The following is a 17042-nucleotide window of genomic DNA, read 5'->3' as shown; positions in this document are numbered from 1 at the left end:
TTACTTCTCATACGGGGTATTTTTATGTTCATTGTAAGATGACGCAATACGATCGATCGGAAATGAGAGGCGCCGATATGACATAGACCGCTTTGACGGGAACACCACCGACACGTGCATCGAGTTGTTTGAGCTGAGACCGAATCTTGCGGCTTAAGCCATAGCGTGTTTCAGTACTGAGCTCATCGACATCTTCTTGGACGTGCAAGAGAAGTTGGAACGGTTCAAGTGAAAAGATTGAAAAATCACAGGAAATTCGCGGATCCTCGAATTTTTCATTCAATTCCTTCTTGATGTAATAGGCTTCTTGTGCACTGATCATCTTCTCTCACCTCACTCTCCTGGTTGAACGACTTTTTCTCGACTATAGTCTATATTACCCAGTTTTCTGGCAACTAATCGTCTGATTTTGAAAAATAGTCAATCCAAACTTTAAAAACACTTGAAACCTTCTTTCAAGATGTCATCCTACTCGACAGCAAAAGAAAAACCGCCGAGCTTCAATGAGCAGGGCGGCAGGATTCAAGAGATCGATGATTGAACTTGGCATGTCCGAAGATACTGCTCCATCGCTTGGGCGAAGAAGGTCAATTGATGCGTCGAGATGACAGGTACCTTCCCATACCGCACTTCAAAGTAGAGCGGATCAACAGGAGATGGGAACGCAATCCGATCAAACCATTCTGTTACCGTCTCGTGGGTCCGGCGTTGTAAGGACAGCGGCAATTGTGCATTAAAGTGAGCGAGTTGTTTTCGAATCGAGTCAGCAGGCAGGTCTTTTGTCTCATAAATGAAGATTGGAAATCGTGGCGGAAGCACATACCCTGATGGATCGATACGAGGTCGACGCAACCACTGGAGATAATACCAGAAAAACCAGCTACAAAACAGGAGAATGAGACATAGTATGAGAAGATAAGGAGGTGTCGTCACCGAAGAGTCGAACCCTGTCCGGAACCATGGAGCTGGTGGATCGGCTTCGCTCATCGTGACCGTGCTCTCGCCATAAGACGTTCCTTCTTCGATCGTATCGATGATCGATTCCTTTGGACCGCAACGATCGACGCAATATGTATTCGTTGCTGGATCAATTCGTCCAAGCAGTGACGTATAGAGCGACGGGACCAATTGTTGCATGGTGAGTAGTAGTAGACAGACAAGTGGAATAAGAAGCAATAGGCGAGTGCGAAGCGTTTGCACGATAGGAACACCTCCTTTGACGAGTACGTTTAACAGACTTTCGCTACACAGTATAGCAAAAGTGGAGAGGGAATATTTTGATTTTTTCAAAAAATAGTCATTGATTTAGAAGGGAATGAAAGAGATGGATTTACGATCGAGTTACCAAGAAACGACGAAACGTTTAGATGGACATGGTAGTCGGACGGTCGGCGTGTTACAAGAAGCGCTCCGAACTGTCTCGGCTGATCAACCAAGTGATATTTATGGCAACGGCGAATTAATCAAGACGTTCGAGCGCAAGATGATAGACTTACTCGGGCACGACGATGCGGTCTTTTTCCCGAGTGGCACGATGGCGCAACAGATTGCGCTACGTATCTGGTCGGATGAGCAGAACAATCGTAAGGTCGCGTATCACCCGCTCTGTCATCTCGAAATCCATGAACAGGACGGCTTAAAGAAATTGCACGGGATCGAACCAGTACTAGTCGGAGAAGCGGATCGGTTGATGACGATAGACGACGTCAAAGCTTTGCAGGACGTCAGTTGTCTGTTACTCGAACTGCCGCAACGCGAACTCGGCGGATTGCTTTCGTCGCGTGAAGAACTCGAAGTGATCTGTGCGTATGCCCGTGAACGAGGAATCCGTCTTCACTTGGACGGTGCCCGTTTACTTGAGGTCTTACCGTATTATGAGGCAGAAGCAAAGGACATCGCGCAACTGTTTGACAGTGTTTACATCTCTTTTTATAAGGGACTCGGCGGCGTCGCAGGAGCAATCTTAGCTGGACCAGAACCGTTTTGCCAAGAGGCACGAATCTGGAAACGTCGCTACGGCGGTGACTTGATCAGTCTATATCCGTATATTCTGTCTGCCGATTTTTATTATGAACAACGAAAAGACCGCATGGCAGAGTACCATGCAGCCGCAAAGGAGCTTGCGAGCAGTTTGAATGCGATTTCGGGCATCTCGACTCGTCCCAAAGAGCCAGTCTCGAACATGTTTCATCTCTACTTCAAGGCAGAAAAAGCAGTCGTCGAGGAAAAATTGATTGAAATCCAATCGCACGGAAAAGTTGGTATCGCTGGTTATCTCGTTGAGAAAGATAGCGGCTGTGCGACGGAAATCAACATCGGCGACAGTTTTCTCGCGTTAACGCCTATTGAGCGTGAAACGGTCTACCGTCAATTGACGGAGGCGTTCTCAGAGGATTGAACAACATCAGGAGCGGGAATTGTAGGATGGAGGCGACGATAGGTGTCGACTTTTTCTGCAATCATTCGCTCCGTTTCTTGTAATGCTGCTAGTTGTGCTAAGACGTTCGCATGGTGGGCTTCAAGCAATGCGAGCCGTTCTTGCGTCGTATCCTGCTCGCCGTGAGCAAGAAACAGCGTCACGTAAGAACGGATTTGCTCGATCGGCATATGCGTTTCGCGCAAGCGAAGGACGAACCGAAGCCACGTCACATCTTGGTCGTCGTATCGACGTTGACCGTTCTGGCGCTTCGGAAACAGTAGCCCTTCTTTTTCGTAATAGCGGATCGTATGGGCACTCGTATCGGTCAATCGACTGATTTCAGAAATCGTATACATACATCTCACCTTTCTGCTTGACTTAGAGTTCACTCTAAGGATTAGACTCTCACTATACCAAATCAAAAAGGGGATATGCTACATGAAGTACACGGTCATTACAGGAGCAAGTTCAGGAATTGGATATGAGACGGCAAAACTACTCGCAGGAAAAGGGAAATCACTCGTTCTCGTCGCGCGACGGACGTCTGAGCTCGAAAAACTTCGGGATGAAGTCAAACAAATCTCACCAGATAGTGATGTCATCCTCAAGTCGGTCGATCTCGCAGATAACCAAAATGTCCATGATTTATATGAGGGACTAAAGGAACTCGACATCGAAACGTGGATCAACAATGCTGGATTCGGCGATTTTGATCTCGTCCAGGACATTGAGCTTGGGAAAATCGAGAAAATGCTTCGCTTGAACATCGAGGCGCTAACGATTCTATCGAGTCTGTTCGTCCGCGATCATCATGACGTTGACGGAACGACGCTCGTCAATATCTCGTCAGCAGGTGGCTACCGGATCGTGCCGAACGCGGTCACGTATTGCGCGACGAAGTTCTATGTCAGTGCTTATACAGAAGGGCTCGCGCAAGAACTGCAAAAAGGTGGGGCAAAACTCCGGGCGAAAGTACTGGCACCAGCTGCGACTGAGACAGAGTTTGCGGATCGTTCGCGCGGCGAAGCAGGTTTCGACTACAGCAAGAACGTCAAAAAGTACCATACGGCGGCTGAAATGGCAGGCTTCCTGCATCAGTTGATTGAAAGCGACGCGATAGTCGGCATCGTCGACGGTGAGACGTATGAGTTCGAATTGCGTGGTCCATTGTTCAACTACGCAGGATAAAATGGAACAAGGTCCCTTTTTCGAATGAGAAAGGGACCTTGCTTATGTAAGCATGATTGATACGAATTTCAGCAATGAATCAAAAAGGGACATCCATCATTTATTTTTTAAAGAGTTTTTTTGCTAATTTCCAAACGACATAGACGACTGCACCAATAATCAAAAGATTCATCAAGGCGCCGAAAATCATGAATTGTCCCACGAGTTAACCACCTTTACATACTTTTTAGAGCTATAAGCATTCTATTTACGTTTTCGCTTTGAAAACCTCAAGCTTATAAAAAATAATGCCATCAGCATGATAGCGATGTTCACGGCTAACGTTAATCGCTCATTTTCGATCACTCGACCATTCAAGAGATTCAAGATGATAACAATCAACATAAATGACAATAAAAAGTATTTTATGGATTTTTTTATCATGAACGACTTCCTTTTTTTGTGTTCTTGTATTAGTTTAAACATATCGCGGATTTTAAAACAAGGGGATTCAAGTTGGACGAAACATGTCAGAACATTGGATGTAACGTCAGATGACCATTGTAAAAGAGGTGATCGAATGAAAAACATGATGTTCTTAGGACTCGTCGTTCTCTTACTCGTGATGCTCTTTTCACTTCATTACGGGCTACACCTCATCAGTGATACGACGCTGAAAATATCTTTGTTGGCTTCACTGATCGTAGTATTGATTGCGCGGAAAAAATGGAAGATTACGTTTTCTACTCCGGAATGATCTAGAGAACGTATGAAGAATTGGGAGAGAGAGAATGAGCGTCAGTGAATTTTTTGACTGGAAAATCAACTTAGATGATGAACTGTATGCTGTCATTGATGAGAAGGCGAGAAAAATGGTAGTGATGGGGGACTTCATCGAACTGACTGCGGTCTTGTGGTTGGATCGAAATGATGTCCTTCAGTTAAAGCCGACATGGGATTGTGTCATATCCATCGATGATGCTACAAAACAAATTACGATTCGCTCGGCAGAATCACTGAACATGAAAGAAGAATGTTAAGAGGTACATAAATCGAGTCCATTCGTGCGATCGCTGAATGGGCTCGATTGTTATTTAAAGTACGATGTCTACTTTAATTCATGTTGAACGGAGCCAGTCACTTCAACATGATGCTGGTCGTATACAGTCGTCAGTACATGATCTTCGACGATTTCATAGTTGTATGTATAGTCTGGTTCATTCGTGTATTTGATTTCCAGCACGTATCTTCCGGTCTTCGACTCAAAGACCGTTTCTTTTTTTGAAATATCTTGGTCGTATTCTGATTCAACTAACATTCGTTCAATCTTGATTTCAGTCATCGTTTTAGAAACGAAGAGGTAAGTCGGATAGGCAGCTATCAAGATGACGAGAACGATAAGTGTATAGATGAGTGGACGTACTTCTTTTTTCATACAATCACATCCGTTCCGATGAAATGAATAGAGAAGCTAGGTATTCTATATTGAAGATGAGGAGAGATATGTGATGGGAAAAAACAAGGACGAGATACCGTACTATATGAGGAACGTTCCGTTCTTCTTCCTAACGGCACTCCTCGCACCCGTCGCGGTACTACTTGTACTGCTCAATTGGGATAAGCTCTCTACACAAATGAGAAATAACCATTTAACGTTTTCAATCCTAATGACCATGTTATATATCTCAAAAATACTGTCTGACGGCCTATTTAAAATCATATTCGCGGTTTTTACGTGGACGTTGATTCTTTTCGTGACATACATCTACTTCGGTGGCGGTAGAAAAGGAGGGGAATCATGAGTAAGTATCATTTATCGAGCATTCGGTTAGTTCTCATTGTCGTCATCACATCGTCAATCTTGTATTTTGGATTCGATTGGGAACTCGGGTATGGCATCATTTTTTTAATAGTAACAGTAGGGTATACCATATATCTCAACTTCAAATCAGCCCAAATCGAAAAGGCTGAAGCAGAGACGAAGAACGATTGATTTCATTTGAAGTCAATCGTTCTGTTTAAATATGACCCCACCGAACTAAATCGTCGAGATAATCACGATACGATTCCGATTATTATCTTTTTCACCGACGCACTGGAATTCACCTGCTTTTACACAAATAGACCGTTGGACGAGTGACGAGTCCAATGGTCTATTTGTGTTATTTGTCGTCCTGTAGAACACATTTCATCGCCTTAGATCATTTTATATCCCATTCGTCTCGCCTCGATGAAAGCAGCAGCAAGAAAGGCGAAGACCCCCCAAAGGATCCATGCTGCCCCACGTCCGACGAGTAAGGGATCCGTTCCATAAAGCGATGTGCCCCACGTTAGAACGATTCCGTCTAAAAACGTCGCCATTAACAGTCCGAGACTGACACCCGGCACCATCTGTTCAGCATTTAAACGAGCGACTTTTTTTATGATGATGACGGAAATCCACGAGACTGGTAAACCGATCAGGAAGGCAATCACGTTTCCAGCGTTTTCGAACATACCGATTCCAGATCCGAATCTGACTGACAGGGCACCGACGAACCAGAACGCTACACCAAGTACGACCAAGACGATAGCTTGTCCTTTCGAAAATAGAGGGGGCTTGTTATGCGTCATTTTTATTTCCTCCTTTAAAAAAATGTAGTATTTACTACATTAATAAATGTAGCATCTACTACGCTTTTTGACAATGCCATGGTGTATCGATTGTAACTGTCACAATATTTTTATCGAAGTGATTTCGTTTTCGTGAAAAACAACTTGAATAATCGCCGATTCAGCTATAAAAAAGGTCAATCGATGACGATAGATAGGTACAGATTGTTCTTTTGAAAAACTGTCTTAGTACATGAACGATACATAGAAGGAGTTAATGACACCATGAATGAAACCTTACCGAGACCGCTACGCTCACCAGCGATTTTGTCGAGCCTTGAAGCAAACGTCGCGATGATCTATTTTGATCGCCAACGACGTGTCGTCGACGTCAATGACTTGTTTGCGAAAACGATGAAATATAAACGAGACGAGATGATTGGCTTACAGCACCATACGTTTTGCACACCAGAATTCGCGAACAGCCGTGAGTATCAAGATTTTTGGACACGCCTGTTTTCGGGATTCAGTACAGCGGATAAAATCAAACGAGTCGATGCCCGGGGCGACATCTTGTGGCTTGAAGCAACCTACATGCCGATCTTTGAGGGAGAAGAAGTCGTCGGTGTCGTCAAAATCGCCAGTAACATCACGGACCGGATTGACCGGGTACAAGGATACGCGAAAAGCTTCCAGACGCTTGCTGAAGGACTGAATCTGCAGTCGATTCAAGGATCGAAAGAGGGCACCCAGCTTCAAGAGACGATGAACACGATCTCGAGTGAAACGGCAGAAAACCAACAGACGTTCGAAACGCTGTATGACCAAGCTATCGAGATCACGAAGATTGCTGATACGATCAAGGAGATTGCTGCTCGGACGAACCTGTTGTCACTGAACGCGGCAATCGAAGCGGCACGGGCTGGAGAACACGGTAAAGGCTTTACGGTCGTTGCAAGTGAAGTCAAAAACTTATCGGACCTAGTCGGCAGTGCAGTTATCGAAGTGCGCACGAATACGGAAACGATGAATTGTCAAATCATGGCGATGATGAAAAAGATTGAAGCGTCCCATCTCGAAGTCGCGTCGAGCCTTGCGACGGTAAAAGAAACGATGCAACGCTTTACCGCAATCGAAGAGGTCGCACGACAACTCGAGCAACAAACAGAGGATTTCAGGTCGTTTATTTGAAAAGGATATGGAAAAAGCGATGGCAGTGGGTCATCGTTTTTTTGTTTAGTCAGATGAGTCGTTTTGGAAGAGTAAAGGCGTGGGATATAACAGATGAGCCCGTTGACCACAGAACGGAGGCACGTTATAATTCAAATAGACGTTTGAATGTAAGGTAAAAGGAGGCAACGTCATGGCACATGATCATCATCACCACCATCATCATACCGACAATAAAAAGGTACTGGGCCTGTCGTTCCTGATCATCACCGCGTTCATGGTCGTCGAGGTCATCGGCGGGATTTGGACGAACAGTCTCGCGTTGTTATCTGACGCTGGGCACATGTTAAGTGATTCGATTTCACTTGCGATTGCTTTGTTAGCCTTCCAGTTTTCGAGTCAAGCACCGGATGCGAATAAGACATTCGGTTCAAAACGCTTTGAAATCTTAGCCGCCATCATAAATGGTGTGACGCTGATCGTCATCGCCCTCTATATTTTCATTGAAGCCATCCAACGCTTCATCGATCCACCCGCTGTCGCAACGACCGGGATGCTGATCATCAGTGTCCTCGGGTTGCTCGTCAACATTCTCGTTGCCGGGATCATGACACGCGGCGGAGGGCATGAGCACAACCTCAACATGCGTGGTGCCTATCTGCACGTCTTAAGTGACATGCTCGGATCCGTTGGTGCGATTGCAGCTGCTCTTCTGATCATGTTCTTCGGTTGGGGATGGGCGGATCCCTTGGCGAGTGTCATCGTGGCGATCCTCGTCTTACGGAGTGGCTATTACGTGACGAAGGCATCCGTTCACGTCTTGATGGAAGGAACGCCGAGCGACGTTGATATCGATGAGGTCGTTTCGACGATTCAGACGAACGAAGCTGTCCTCGGACTACATGATCTACACATCTGGTCGATCACGAGTGGGTATAACGCATTATCGTGTCACGTCGTCGTCAAGGAGGACATGACTGTCCGGGAGTCAGAGTCGATTCGCGAACAGATTGATCACGATTTGAAACACGTCGGGATTAATCACGCGACGATCCAGGTCGAGACGGATCAGCACGCACATGGCAATACGTTGTATTGTGACGGCAAACACGAATCGCATACGCATTAAAAAAACGAGCACGCGTCCAAGTCGGACGGGTGCTCGTTTGCTTATGCTCAAATGATCGGCACCGTTGGTAGAAACAGCGTCGCGAACAGACTGATACTCAAGAACATCGAGTATCCGAAAAAGGTCGTTTTGGCATTTCCAGCAGCTCGGTTACCTAAGTACATGAATAAGACGATGGATAAGAACGTCAAACCCGTCAATACGGACGAGTGGTGTTGATCCGGCGAAGGAGCAAGCGACTGGACAAGATGCGCGAGACCAAGCGGCAGGACGATTAAGAGAAAGTAGTAGCCTAGACGTGCCTCGGATGGGACGTCGACCTGTTCCTGTTCGGTTTCATAGTCATAACGCGTTTGCGTTTTCATGGATCTTCACCTCCCTATGCGTTTTAGTATAGCGAATGAACATGTCGGCTCTGTTACAGACGGGTAAGAATGCCTTAACAGACGATGACGATGTGATGACGAAAAAAGAATGGGCAGCAATTGAGAAAAATTGTAAGATAGACAAGAAGTCGTTTTAGGAAAGGAATAAAGCATCATGTCACGTGCGTTTCGTTTTATGTATGTCTCGGATTTGTTATCGACCGTCGGGACGAGTTTTGTCTATATCGCAATCTACTGGGTGAGTGCGGAAGAGATCAGTGCTTCTGGCGTTGCCCTGATTGCGACTGGTGTCTTTTTAATTCGTTTTCTTGTCTCAACGTTCGTCGGACCATGGATCGACCGATTCGTCAGTGCATCGTTGTATCAAACATCAGTACTCATTCGCTTGCTTGCGCTTGGGATCGCGTTAGCGGGAATCGGTCTGACAAACGTCGTCCTACCGTGGTTACTCGGCTTACTCGTCGTGCAGACGATTCTGCAAATCATTGGTGGCAATGCTGTCTTCACGTGGGTCGTTGATCTAGTCGAAGATGACCAATTGCCGCAAGCGAATGCTTATCTTGCAACGATTGAGCGGATCGGTACGCTAAGCGGATTTTTGCTTGGTGGGATGATGGTCGCCCATTTCTCGATTGCGAGTATCTTATGGCTCGATCTTGGTCTACATCTCGTCGCCTGGTTACTCGTTCGACATATGACAGGGCAAGTCGCAGAAGGAGCGCGTCAAGGTTCGTACCGCGAAGCGTTGCTCGAAGGGATTCATCACGTCGTCCGTGACGGTCGCCTTAAATGGATCCTTGGTTGTGCGATTCTCGCAAACTGGATGATCACACCGATGAATACCTTACTTGCGCCATATGCCAAGAATGTCTTATCGGGAAATGCTCAGACGTTTTCTGCACTCGAACTGGCGACGGTGATCGGGGGAATCGCGATGTCGCTCCTTTACGGGAAATGGATCGCCTCCGTACGACAGGATAAGCTGTTTCGTTTTGCCGTCGTCTTGCAAGGACTCGCGATTGCGATCGTCGCCTATGTCTCGTTCGTTCCAGTGGCAGTTGGTGGGTTCGTCTTACTCGGGATGGCGCTGACGTTGTTCGGAATTCCGTTTGCGACCTTGTTACAGCGCTCGACGCCTGCGCATTTGCTCGGCCGGGTCCGGACGGCGATGGTCGCTGCATCAACGGCATGTTCCGCGCTCTGTTACGGTCTGTCGTCGTACTTGACGTCGTTCTTTAGCATCTCGTTCGTCTTCCTGTTCTTTGCCTTGAGTGGTCTTGTGATGACCAGTGTCTGGTTACTTCTTCATCGTACCGTTTCCTTTGCTGAGGTACGACAGGACAAGGTCGGATGAAATATCCGCCTTGAGGTGGAGGTAAGCGGTTTCGCACTCTTATACACTAGAGATAGAAATGAACGATGAGGAGTGGAGTCGATGGAGAGTTTATGGATCACGGCGTTATTGTTTTTGATTCCGATCAGTGGGATGACGGTCTTCTTAAATGTACTGTGGCGCCGAATGGAAACGGAAGGCGTTTCGGAGTGAGGATGAACTAACTAAACAGTGCGTCTGCTTACCAATTTTAGATTGGACAGCGGACGTTTTTTTCATTTGAGGCATAAATGGTCGTAGGAGAATCACCTCAGACTCGTTAAATCTACACTTCCCGTGTAAACTGATGTAGTAAGTAGTTTTATGATGTTTCGATTAAACATAAGGGGGATGAATCACCATGAAAGCGATCATTACAGGTATGAACGGAACGGTAGCGCCTGTCGTTGCGGATGTCTTAGCAAAGCACGACATCGAGACAGTCGCCTGGGACCGAACGAAAGTCTCGACGACTGACGAATCCGCGATGCGCACGTTTTTAGAAACGGAACGACCAGATTATTTTTTACATATCGGGATGGGGTCTGTTAGTTGGACGGAAGCGCTCGTCCGCTTGTGCCAGGAATACGAGATTCCGTTCTTTTTCACGAGTACGGTGTCTGTTTTCTCGGACGACGTGCCGGCACCGATTGACAAGGACGCAGTACCGGATGCGACCGACGAATACGGTGCCTATAAGATTGCCTGCGAACAAGCGATTCAAGCACTCGATCCACAAGCAAAAATCGTTCGGATCGGCTGGCAGGTCGGGACGGAAGCTGGTTCGAACAACATGGTTGATTTCTTCACGAACGAGATGAAACAGCACGGCGTCATTCGGGCGAGTCGCGAATGGTATCCGTCAAGTTCGCTACTTGAGGACACGGCGGAAGCGCTCGTTACGATTTTACTTGAACACGAAGCAGGTCTCTATCAGTTGAATGGTAACGATCGCTATTCGATGTACGACTTAGCGCGTGCCTTGAATACGCTTCACGCAAAAAACTGGACGATCGAACCGGTCGATGAACCACGCCGCGATAACCGAATGGCGACGGACGTCGTTTTGGTCCGCCTGTTGTCAGAACGATTGCCCCTCTAATCAAACATCCCGCTCTCCTTGACACGTGTCAAAGAAAGCGGGATGTTTTTTATTGAGCAACTGGAGTTTCTGCTGAAAAGGCAAGCGTTGGTCCAAAGATTTCGTAATGCAGTTTATCTGGTGATGCCGTGAAGTGTTCGATCACATATTGAATCATCGCTTCCGGGCCACAGACGTATGTCAGATCCGTGATGTTTGCGATGACGTCTTTCGGCAGGCGACCTGCTTGATCTATCGCCTGATGCTCCGCGTAACGAATGACTCGCGCACCACGCTGTTCAAGCATAACGAGTTGTTCGTTAAATGGACGATTGCGTTCATCTTGGACGGCGTGATGTAACGTTACATGGCGACCAGCAGCTAACGCTTCGTCTGCCATCGCAAGCATCGGTGTGATCCCGATGCCACCAGCAATCAGAACGACTGGTTCGTCTGAAGCATCGAGTGTGAAAGCACCCGCTGGCGCACTGATCAATACCGTGTCACTGATTGCAGCTGCATGTAAGTAGTCCGAGACGATGCCTTCTCGTTTGACACCAATCGTATAAGTATCCGTGTTTGATGCCGTCGTCAGACTGTATTGACGATTGTGCCATAAGCCGTCTTTGTCTTGAATCCGTACCGTAATGTATTGTCCGGCTTGGTAAATGGGGAGCGGACCGTCCGTGCGGAAGGTCAAGGCGCGAATCCCATCCGCTTGTTCCTCGACATCCGAAATCTCGACTGTTTGATAACCGGAAAAACCTTTTGCTTGCTCATCCTGCGCGTAGAGTTCGGCTTCGAGCGTGATGAACAGATCGGCAATCTCCCCATATGCTTCTCCCCACGCGTGCAAGATGTCTGGCGTTGCGGCTTCTCCTAAGACATCTTGCATCGCCCCGAGCAATTCTTGTCCGACGATGGGATACATCTCCGGTTTGATTTGTAGACTACGGTGTTTATGTAGCACCGGTAATAAGACCGGCTTTAACGTCTCGAGTCGATCGATGTGAGCAGCAGCGGCATACACGGCGGTCGCGAGTGCTTGCGATTGGCGGTCGCTCCGTTGATTCGATTGATTGAAGACGTGTTTCAGTTCCGGATGAGCTTGAAACAAGCGCTGATAAAAAACTTTCGTGATCGCGGCACCGTGCGACGCAAGGACGGGAACAGTCGATTGAACGATTTGAATGGTAGAGGTTGATAACATAAGACCACTTCCTTTTCACTAAGTAATGAAGACAGTCTTAGTATTTCGCAGCCCCACCTTTAATACAACATTTAAAATACTAGATTAAAGAATACCGTGCGTTTTGTCACAAGCAGGTCAAGATTTCGTCAACGATTCGTCACGATTGGTTGGAAATCCAGAGCTTCGAGAAATCAAAGTAACCGAACGAGTCAATCGTGATGTTTTGCAGCTCGATCGGATACGGAATCAGTCGTGTATCGTGATAGAACGGGATGAAATACGATTCGTCGATCAAGTAACGCTCGATCGTTTGATGAATCGGGAGCCAGTCTTCGAACGGTGTCGCGTCATATTGTTCGATCGATTTCAACATCTCTGGCATCTGCTGAAACAGTCGGATCGGTGGTGAGAACGTGTTCGTCATGAACTGATAAAAGGCGTACTGGATATTTCGCTCAAACACTTCGGCATGGATGGCGAGATCAATCGTATCGTAGACATGAAAATCCGTGATGCTCTCTTCAAATCCGACCTCGACGAACTCATACGGAATCCCGTCTTGATCAAATCGCTGACAGAGCCAGCGTGTCACCTTGTCCGTAAAATCAGTTAGCTTGATTCGGATCGGTTGCGTGAACAAAACGGCAGGACCATCCGGGACAGTATACGGTTGACTATAGGACTCAAGAAAACCACAGTCGTTCGGTTGTGCCCGTTCATGGAAGTCATGAATGCCATTACGGACTTCCGCGACGAGCCGATGGACATAATGTCGCGCGGCTTTGGATTCAAACGGACCACCGGCGCGTGGATGGAGCAAAACGAGACCAAACCCGGATTGTGTCGCGATCGTATCAATCGGACTGGAGTCAGATGCCGATGTCCGGTAGACCGGGTCATATTGCTCCGGCATCTGGATGAACTCAATCCGGTCGAGCAGGGCACGGATACCAAAGTAATTCGGGAACGCCGTCAGAACGGTTTTCTTGTCGTCATGTTGCGTCAGTTGGAACGGTCCCGTTCCAATGCCGTCCTTGATGATGCTCGTGTGAATCGAGGCAAGCTGCGGAAAAATCGAACTCCGGCGCTGATCGAGTGTGAGATCGACCCGGTACGGACCGTTCGAGACGATCTGCTTTACGTGCCGATAGGAATAAGCGTAAGTCGGATAGGCAATCAAGGCACGCAGACTCTTCGTCACTTCCTTACTCGTCAGGAGCGAGCCGTCATGAAATCGGACGTCCTTCCGTAAGAAGAGACTGAGCGTCGCCCCGTTCCAGACATAGTGATGCGCCAGTTCACCTTGAATGTTGCCGTCGACGTCGATCGTAAACAGCCGGTTGAAGACGTTCTGGACGAGGTGGGCACTATGGATATCGGCTGCTTCTAACGGGTGTGTCGTCAGGAAATTTCGTTTTCGCGGAATCAATAACGCGTCAGCCGTCGTCTGTGTATAGCCGAATTTTCGTTCCAGTTGCCGCATGAAGCGTCCTGCTTGCGCCGGCGACCAGTCCCACGTCAATTCCTCCGTCACCGATTCGATCGAGTCACGGTCAATCCGCTCGAGCATCTGTTTCGCATACTCCCGTTCGACATGGCGCAACCAGACGAGTTCACTTAAGTTGCCTCGTCCGCGACCGCTCGTGTAACCAATCCAGCCGTCTTCCTGCCATTTATTGAGATATCGTTTCGTTTGTTTAGGACTGAGATGGATGGCGTCGGCAAGCGTCGCAATCGAGTAGTGTCCATTTCGGCAAGTCTTCCATAACATAAAAAGATAAGCATCCATCGTCCTTTTCCTCCTTAAAAGGGGACATCTTTTTTGAACGACGTCCATTTTTCCTGCGTCTTGTCTTGTTTATGATACAGGTAGAGAATGGAAGGTGACAATATGAAATGGAAAGAAATACCGAAACCAATTAAAGTACGTCTCATCACATCGTTTTTCAACCGGGCTGTTTCGTTCTCGATCATGCCGTTCATGGCCCTCTTGTTCGTCCAGGCATTCAACGAAGTCATCGCCGGTGCATTTTTGATCGCGATGGTCTTCGTCAGCTTCATCACGAATCTACTCGGCGGATATCTTGCCGACCGCTTTTCCCGTAAACGTCTGCTTGTCACGACTTCTGCGCTCACGGCGCTGACATTCATCACGATGACGATCTCGTTGACATTCGATTGGATGCTGTTGTTCATGGTCATTTACGCTGTCTTCTCGGTGACAAGTAATCTTGGTCGACCGGCAATGAGCGCAATTATCATCGATGCAACGACGAAGGAAAACCGCCAAGCGGTTTATGCGCTTGACTACTGGCTGATCAATCTCTCGATCGCCATCGGTACGGCGCTCGGGGGCTGGCTCTACGTCAGTAATCAACTGCTGTTGTTCGGGATCTTAAGCTTCACGTCGTCCGTTTTACCGATTGCGTACTACCTGTTTCTTGACGACACGCCACGGACGTGGCAGCGTCAAAAACTTCGTGGTGTCCTCACGGATATTTTCACGAGCTATCAACTCGCTTGGCGGGACCGTCCGTTCGTTAAGGTCGTCTTTGGTTCGATGTGTATCTTAGCGGCTGAGTTTTCGATGGGCAGTTACGTCGCCGTCCGACTCGCCGATTCGTTCGAACCGCTATCATTTGCCGGGTGGTCGATCAACGGGGTCCGGATGATGAGTATCATCAACATCGAAAATACGTTGCTCGTCGTCACGTTGACGTTCATCGTCCAGCGACTAGCGAAGCGTTTGTCTCCGCGCCGGACGCTCGCTGCGGGTCTCATGCTGTACACGATCGGTTACGTTGTAGTGACGAGTGCCAATAGCATGACGGCACTGATGGTCTTCATCTTCATCGCAACGATTGGCGAGTTGCTCTACTCCCCGGTCTTGAACACTCAAAAAGCAAACATGATGCCAGCCGATCAACGCGGAGCGTACTCAGCGTTCGCGGGAACGTCGTTTGCTGGAGCGGACTTACTTTCTCGATCGACGATTCTAGTCGGGACCTTCTTGATCCCGTCGATGATGAGTGTATATCTCGGATTGATCCTCTTAACGGGCTTTGGATTAGTCTATACGAGTCTGTTCGTGAAGGAATCTGTCGAACGAGAGCGAAACGTATCTTAATAAGGGGGAATACAGATGAACTTACCAGATACTATCGAAACGCCACGGCACCTGTTACGCCGCTGGCAAGAAGACGATGCAGAAGCATTGTATGCTTACGCCAAGGATCCAACTGTTGGACCAAAAGCAGGCTGGGCGCCGCACGCGTCACTTGACGAAAGCCAGGAAGTGATTGGCATTTTCCAAGCGTCACCTGGTGAATATGCCGTGACCGATAAGGAAACGGGGGCAGTCATCGGGAGCTTCGGATTTCACTTCAATCGTCGGCCGGACGATTCGATCACCCATGACCGTCAAGTCGAGATCGGCTATGTCCTCGCACCTGATTACTGGGGAGAAGGGCGGATGCCGGAAATCGTTGAAGCAATACTTGATTTCATCTTCCGGGAACTACCGATCGATATCGTCTGGTGTGGTCACTTTGATTTTAATGACCAATCACGCCGTGTCGTTGAGAAACTCGGGTTTACGCCTATTCTTGACCGACCATTCGTCTTAGAACGAATCGACGGACGGACCGTGACGAGCCATGTCTACAACTGGACGCGTGAGCGGTATGAAGCAAAGAACGGGATGAAGAATACGTAATACATCAAAAACGACCTCAGCGCTGAGGTTGTTTTTTGGTATCAGAATTAAATAGATTCTTTAGAGTTTTGTATTTTTTGACTAATCTTGCTTAGATGTTCGGAGAAAGATAACTGCAATCGTAATCGAGGTCAAAACATAACTCACGAGGACGGCGGTAATCTCTGACAAATTAAATACAAACAAAAGCAGCAGTTGAGGCACGAAAAAGACGGACACTGCAATCGGTAAAATCCATGTCTTCGTCTTCCATGCCGTGACGAGAATCCAGGCAATTAGAAGGGCGCCAATTAACCAACCGACACTCGGAGATAACGTGATTTTGGGCGAATCAATGAGTCCGTTGACGATCAATAGTCCAATGATCAGGAGAATATGAACACTTCCATGAATACCATAACGCATGATGCGAGGGCGAGCGCCATCACGTAATGCGTCTTGACGGAATAAAAACGCCAGGGTCGTCAAATAAACAGCGCTAATCAGCAGGAAGCCACCAACTAGCAAGATACTGAATGTCGTTGTTCCATTCAGCAGATTTTGGAGATAGAGAAAACTCGATGCACCGAGAAAGACTTGCATGACGATCCAAAATGCTTCTATCGGATCGAACGCCATCTCTTTAGAAATCGACTGGATGTAGTCAGCCGGACTGTCACCTGTGATCGCGCGAACCGATTTGCCATCCGCTTCCGCTTCAATCAGATGGTCTTCGAGTTCAAGGACGATCTCGTTCGTCGCTTGTTCATTTTTTCCCGAAGCAAGCAGGTAGACCTTCAAGTCTTCCAAAAATCGGGTTGATTCCGTTGATAGGGTCAT

At 47.6% G+C, this 17042-nt stretch carries 20 protein-coding genes; 11 read left to right on the top strand and 9 right to left on the bottom strand.

Going from position 1 to position 17042, the window contains the following annotated elements:
* Nucleotides 1-28 precede the first annotated feature (28 nt).
* Nucleotides 29-322, bottom strand: coding sequence for a hypothetical protein (locus KNQ18_RS07185; protein WP_029341604.1), 294 nt, complete (start codon nucleotides 320-322; stop codon nucleotides 29-31).
* Between the two features lie 200 nt (nucleotides 323-522).
* Complete coding sequence (locus tag KNQ18_RS07180; RefSeq protein ID WP_215084282.1) at nucleotides 523-1200, bottom strand: hypothetical protein; 678 nt, start codon at nucleotides 1198-1200, stop codon at nucleotides 523-525.
* Between the two features lie 124 nt (nucleotides 1201-1324).
* On the opposite strand from KNQ18_RS07180, the gene KNQ18_RS07175 reads away from it, so the two are divergent.
* The gene (locus tag KNQ18_RS07175; RefSeq protein WP_215084280.1) at nucleotides 1325-2398 is read left to right on the top strand and encodes a threonine aldolase family protein; all 1074 of its coding nucleotides are present in this window, start codon (nucleotides 1325-1327) and stop codon (nucleotides 2396-2398) included.
* On the opposite strand, the gene KNQ18_RS07170 is transcribed toward KNQ18_RS07175, so the two are convergent.
* On the bottom strand, nucleotides 2368-2775 hold the full coding sequence (locus KNQ18_RS07170; RefSeq protein WP_035397549.1) for a MerR family transcriptional regulator: 408 nt from the start codon (nucleotides 2773-2775) through the stop codon (nucleotides 2368-2370). The genes KNQ18_RS07175 and KNQ18_RS07170 overlap by 31 nt on opposite strands.
* 82 nt (nucleotides 2776-2857) lie before the next feature.
* Between KNQ18_RS07170 and KNQ18_RS07165 the strand changes: the two genes are divergently transcribed.
* From KNQ18_RS07165 to KNQ18_RS07155, 3 genes are all read left to right on the top strand, one after another.
* Nucleotides 2858-3607 carry an SDR family NAD(P)-dependent oxidoreductase gene (locus tag KNQ18_RS07165; RefSeq protein WP_055967881.1) on the top strand — a complete coding sequence of 250 codons (750 nt, stop codon included), beginning with the start codon at nucleotides 2858-2860 and terminating at the stop codon, nucleotides 3605-3607.
* Nucleotides 3608-4166: 559 nt separating this feature from the next.
* Complete coding sequence (locus KNQ18_RS07160) at nucleotides 4167-4343, top strand: hypothetical protein (protein ID WP_156323164.1); 177 nt, start codon at nucleotides 4167-4169, stop codon at nucleotides 4341-4343.
* A 34-nt stretch (nucleotides 4344-4377) separates the two neighbouring features.
* Complete coding sequence (locus KNQ18_RS07155) at nucleotides 4378-4626, top strand: hypothetical protein (RefSeq protein WP_149427300.1); 249 nt, start codon at nucleotides 4378-4380, stop codon at nucleotides 4624-4626.
* Between the two features lie 68 nt (nucleotides 4627-4694).
* Here KNQ18_RS07155 and KNQ18_RS07150 read toward each other — a convergent pair whose 3' ends face one another.
* Nucleotides 4695-5021 carry a DUF3139 domain-containing protein gene (locus tag KNQ18_RS07150; RefSeq protein WP_214723087.1) on the bottom strand — a complete coding sequence of 109 codons (327 nt, stop codon included), beginning with the start codon at nucleotides 5019-5021 and terminating at the stop codon, nucleotides 4695-4697.
* A 363-nt stretch (nucleotides 5022-5384) separates the two neighbouring features.
* Here KNQ18_RS07150 and KNQ18_RS07145 point away from each other — a divergent pair, with 363 nt between their 5' ends.
* On the top strand, nucleotides 5385-5579 hold the full coding sequence (locus tag KNQ18_RS07145) for a hypothetical protein (RefSeq protein WP_064300907.1): 195 nt from the start codon (nucleotides 5385-5387) through the stop codon (nucleotides 5577-5579).
* 203 nt (nucleotides 5580-5782) lie between these two features.
* Here KNQ18_RS07145 and KNQ18_RS07140 read toward each other — a convergent pair whose 3' ends face one another.
* The gene (locus KNQ18_RS07140; RefSeq protein WP_214723089.1) at nucleotides 5783-6199 is read right to left on the bottom strand and encodes a hypothetical protein; all 417 of its coding nucleotides are present in this window, start codon (nucleotides 6197-6199) and stop codon (nucleotides 5783-5785) included.
* Between the two features lie 264 nt (nucleotides 6200-6463).
* Here KNQ18_RS07140 and KNQ18_RS17415 point away from each other — a divergent pair, with 264 nt between their 5' ends.
* Nucleotides 6464-7369: a methyl-accepting chemotaxis protein gene (locus KNQ18_RS17415; RefSeq protein ID WP_214723091.1), complete on the top strand. Its 906-nt coding sequence runs from the start codon at nucleotides 6464-6466 to the stop codon at nucleotides 7367-7369.
* 172 nt (nucleotides 7370-7541) lie between these two features.
* A complete protein-coding gene (locus tag KNQ18_RS07130; RefSeq protein ID WP_214769957.1) occupies nucleotides 7542-8477 on the top strand; it encodes a cation diffusion facilitator family transporter in 936 nt (311 codons plus the stop codon).
* Nucleotides 8478-8524: 47 nt separating this feature from the next.
* Here KNQ18_RS07130 and KNQ18_RS07125 read toward each other — a convergent pair whose 3' ends face one another.
* On the bottom strand, nucleotides 8525-8842 hold the full coding sequence (locus tag KNQ18_RS07125; RefSeq protein WP_064300912.1) for a hypothetical protein: 318 nt from the start codon (nucleotides 8840-8842) through the stop codon (nucleotides 8525-8527).
* Between the two features lie 175 nt (nucleotides 8843-9017).
* Between KNQ18_RS07125 and KNQ18_RS07120 the strand changes: the two genes are divergently transcribed.
* Nucleotides 9018-10217 (top strand): MFS transporter, encoded by a 1200-nt coding sequence (locus KNQ18_RS07120; RefSeq protein ID WP_215084278.1) that lies wholly within the window; start codon nucleotides 9018-9020, stop codon nucleotides 10215-10217.
* 379 nt (nucleotides 10218-10596) lie between these two features.
* Nucleotides 10597-11337 (top strand): sugar nucleotide-binding protein, encoded by a 741-nt coding sequence (locus tag KNQ18_RS07115; RefSeq protein ID WP_215084276.1) that lies wholly within the window; start codon nucleotides 10597-10599, stop codon nucleotides 11335-11337.
* A 49-nt stretch (nucleotides 11338-11386) separates the two neighbouring features.
* Here KNQ18_RS07115 and KNQ18_RS07110 read toward each other — a convergent pair whose 3' ends face one another.
* The gene (locus tag KNQ18_RS07110; protein ID WP_214723097.1) at nucleotides 11387-12526 is read right to left on the bottom strand and encodes a globin domain-containing protein; all 1140 of its coding nucleotides are present in this window, start codon (nucleotides 12524-12526) and stop codon (nucleotides 11387-11389) included.
* A gap of 139 nt (nucleotides 12527-12665) precedes the next feature.
* Nucleotides 12666-14297, bottom strand: a complete 1632-nt coding sequence (locus KNQ18_RS07105; protein ID WP_215084274.1) for an ABC transporter substrate-binding protein — start codon at nucleotides 14295-14297, stop codon at nucleotides 12666-12668.
* Nucleotides 14298-14399: 102 nt separating this feature from the next.
* On the opposite strand from KNQ18_RS07105, the gene KNQ18_RS07100 reads away from it, so the two are divergent.
* A complete protein-coding gene (locus KNQ18_RS07100; protein ID WP_149427310.1) occupies nucleotides 14400-15635 on the top strand; it encodes an MDR family MFS transporter in 1236 nt (411 codons plus the stop codon).
* A gap of 15 nt (nucleotides 15636-15650) precedes the next feature.
* Nucleotides 15651-16223 (top strand): GNAT family N-acetyltransferase, encoded by a 573-nt coding sequence (locus tag KNQ18_RS07095; RefSeq protein ID WP_149427311.1) that lies wholly within the window; start codon nucleotides 15651-15653, stop codon nucleotides 16221-16223.
* Nucleotides 16224-16304: 81 nt separating this feature from the next.
* On the opposite strand, the gene KNQ18_RS07090 is transcribed toward KNQ18_RS07095, so the two are convergent.
* Complete coding sequence (locus tag KNQ18_RS07090; RefSeq protein ID WP_149427312.1) at nucleotides 16305-17042, bottom strand: hypothetical protein; 738 nt, start codon at nucleotides 17040-17042, stop codon at nucleotides 16305-16307.

The sequence above is a fragment of the Exiguobacterium sp. s78 genome (assembly GCF_018618985.1).
GTDB lineage: Bacteria > Bacillota > Bacilli > Exiguobacteriales > Exiguobacteriaceae > Exiguobacterium_A > Exiguobacterium_A abrahamii.
The sequence above is the reverse complement of the archived record's forward strand: the minus strand, read 5'-3'. Positions and strand labels throughout refer to the sequence as shown.

Bases quoted from the DNA above. Each gene is read 5' to 3' on its own strand.
- KNQ18_RS07120 (WP_215084278.1), top strand. From the start codon at position 9,018: ATGTCACGTGCGTTTCGTTTTATGTATGTCTCGGATTTGTTATCGACC.
- KNQ18_RS07160 (WP_156323164.1), top strand. From the start codon at position 4,167: ATGAAAAACATGATGTTCTTAGGACTCGTCGTTCTCTTACTCGTGATG.
- KNQ18_RS07100 (WP_149427310.1), top strand. From the start codon at position 14,400: ATGAAATGGAAAGAAATACCGAAACCAATTAAAGTACGTCTCATCACA.
- KNQ18_RS07175 (WP_215084280.1), top strand. From the start codon at position 1,325: ATGGATTTACGATCGAGTTACCAAGAAACGACGAAACGTTTAGATGGA.
- KNQ18_RS07125 (WP_064300912.1), bottom strand. From the start codon at position 8,842: ATGAAAACGCAAACGCGTTATGACTATGAAACCGAACAGGAACAGGTC.
- KNQ18_RS07170 (WP_035397549.1), bottom strand. From the start codon at position 2,775: ATGTATACGATTTCTGAAATCAGTCGATTGACCGATACGAGTGCCCAT.
- KNQ18_RS07110 (WP_214723097.1), bottom strand. From the start codon at position 12,526: ATGTTATCAACCTCTACCATTCAAATCGTTCAATCGACTGTTCCCGTC.
- KNQ18_RS07115 (WP_215084276.1), top strand. From the start codon at position 10,597: ATGAAAGCGATCATTACAGGTATGAACGGAACGGTAGCGCCTGTCGTT.
- KNQ18_RS07140 (WP_214723089.1), bottom strand. From the start codon at position 6,199: ATGACGCATAACAAGCCCCCTCTATTTTCGAAAGGACAAGCTATCGTC.
- KNQ18_RS07090 (WP_149427312.1), bottom strand. From the start codon at position 17,042: ATGACCCTATCAACGGAATCAACCCGATTTTTGGAAGACTTGAAGGTC.
- KNQ18_RS07145 (WP_064300907.1), top strand. From the start codon at position 5,385: ATGAGTAAGTATCATTTATCGAGCATTCGGTTAGTTCTCATTGTCGTC.
- KNQ18_RS07150 (WP_214723087.1), bottom strand. From the start codon at position 5,021: ATGAAAAAAGAAGTACGTCCACTCATCTATACACTTATCGTTCTCGTC.
- KNQ18_RS07165 (WP_055967881.1), top strand. From the start codon at position 2,858: ATGAAGTACACGGTCATTACAGGAGCAAGTTCAGGAATTGGATATGAG.
- KNQ18_RS07130 (WP_214769957.1), top strand. From the start codon at position 7,542: ATGGCACATGATCATCATCACCACCATCATCATACCGACAATAAAAAG.
- KNQ18_RS07105 (WP_215084274.1), bottom strand. From the start codon at position 14,297: ATGGATGCTTATCTTTTTATGTTATGGAAGACTTGCCGAAATGGACAC.
- KNQ18_RS17415 (WP_214723091.1), top strand. From the start codon at position 6,464: ATGAATGAAACCTTACCGAGACCGCTACGCTCACCAGCGATTTTGTCG.
- KNQ18_RS07185 (WP_029341604.1), bottom strand. From the start codon at position 322: ATGATCAGTGCACAAGAAGCCTATTACATCAAGAAGGAATTGAATGAA.
- KNQ18_RS07095 (WP_149427311.1), top strand. From the start codon at position 15,651: ATGAACTTACCAGATACTATCGAAACGCCACGGCACCTGTTACGCCGC.
- KNQ18_RS07155 (WP_149427300.1), top strand. From the start codon at position 4,378: ATGAGCGTCAGTGAATTTTTTGACTGGAAAATCAACTTAGATGATGAA.